The sequence below is a fragment of the Neorhizobium sp. BT27B genome (assembly GCF_050455485.1).
Classification (GTDB): domain Bacteria; phylum Pseudomonadota; class Alphaproteobacteria; order Rhizobiales; family Rhizobiaceae; genus Neorhizobium.
Genome location: NZ_JBCIYT010000041.1, coordinates 1 through 1,399, shown reverse-complemented (window position 1 = coordinate 1,399; position 1,399 = coordinate 1). Strand labels below are relative to the sequence as shown.

Genomic DNA, 1,399 nt, shown 5'->3' with positions numbered 1-1,399 from the left:
GCGATGAGCACGTCCTCGACCAGGAAAGGGACAACCTTGGTCAGGCCAACGCCTTCTTCTTCGGTGTTGGTGAAGCCTGTGAGGTAGCGTCCCTGAGCAAACGGCGAGCCATCGGCATTCTTGACATGGCGCAGTACACCCGGAGCATGGCAGACAAGGGCGATGGTCTTGCCGGCGGCGATGAAGGATTCGATGAGCGCGATGGAATTCATGTCTTCAGCCAGATCCCACATCGGGCCATGGCCGCCGGGATAGAAGACCGTATCAAAATCCTTCTGGTCGATGCTGTCGAGGCGCACCGTCTGGGCGAGCTGTGCGTTAGCGTCGGCGTCTGCCTTGAAACGAGCCGTCAGTTCGGTCTGGAACATCGGCTCGTCGCTCTTCGGGTCGAGCGGCGGTTGGCCGCCCTTGGGCGAAGCAAGCGTGATCTCGGCGCCGGTGTCCTTGAAGACGTAATAGGGAGCTGCCAGCTCCTCAAGCCAGAACCCGGTCTTGCGGCCGGTGTCACCGAGCGTATCGTGCGAAGTCAGCACCATGAGAACTTTCATCGTCTTATCCTTTGATGGTCGCGGCCGGACCGGCCTGGATTGTCGATCAGCGCTGCTGGCCTTTCGATGAAGTGATCATGTCATCTGCATAGATATTTGAGAAATTTACTTGTTGGATTTCAGATATTCACGTGCGATTATATCTGTATGAAATACGATCTAAACCTTCTGCCCGTCTTCCTCGCTCTCATGGAGGAGCGAAGCGTCACCCGCGCTGCCGCTCGCCTCGGCATAACGCAGCCTGCGCTGTCGAATTCGCTCAATCGGCTTCGCGACATGCTCAAAGATCCGCTGTTTATCCGGGAGCGCTACGGCATCAGACCAACACAGCTTGCCGAGGAGATCGCGCCGACGATCGAAGCCGCATTGGCGCAGCTCGATGATCTCGTCGTCCACCAGCAGGATTTCGATCCGGCAAGCGGCGAGCGCCTTTTCCTGATCGCGCCAAACAGCTATGTCGAACTGGTGTTGATGCCAGCGCTGGTGGCAAGGCTGCGAGAGCAAGCTCCGGGGATCAAACTTCGCATGACGCCTTTCGGCAACGATCTCGCCGATACTGGGGTGATTTCGGGGACGACGGCGATGGTGCTGGGAAGGGTTATCGACCCACCGGACAACCTCGTCGTCCAACATCTGATGGACGACGGACTGGCCTGCATCGTACGTCGTGACCATCCGGATGTCGGTGCCAGCCTGACGCGGGATCTTTACGAGAGCCTGAAACACGTCAATGTCCTGCCACCCGGTCGCATTCGAGCGGGCGTATTCCAGGCGTTGGGGCAGCAGAACCTCAAGCGCGAGGTTGCTGTCTCCGTCACACACTTCCTATCGGTTCCCGAGATGGTCGCGGT

The 1,399-nt window shown here is 58.5% G+C and carries 2 protein-coding genes; one reads left to right on the top strand and one right to left on the bottom strand.

Features of this window, described 5'->3' with window-relative positions; all coding sequences use genetic code 11:
* Window positions 1-548, bottom strand: a 548-nt coding sequence (locus tag AAIH70_RS30955) for a type 1 glutamine amidotransferase domain-containing protein (protein ID WP_430038185.1), incomplete at its 3' end; no start/stop codon positions are given.
* Between the two features lie 147 nt (window positions 549-695).
* Between AAIH70_RS30955 and AAIH70_RS30950 the strand changes: the two genes are divergently transcribed.
* On the top strand, window positions 696-1,399 hold a 704-nt coding region (locus AAIH70_RS30950; RefSeq protein WP_430038183.1), incomplete at its 3' end, for a LysR family transcriptional regulator.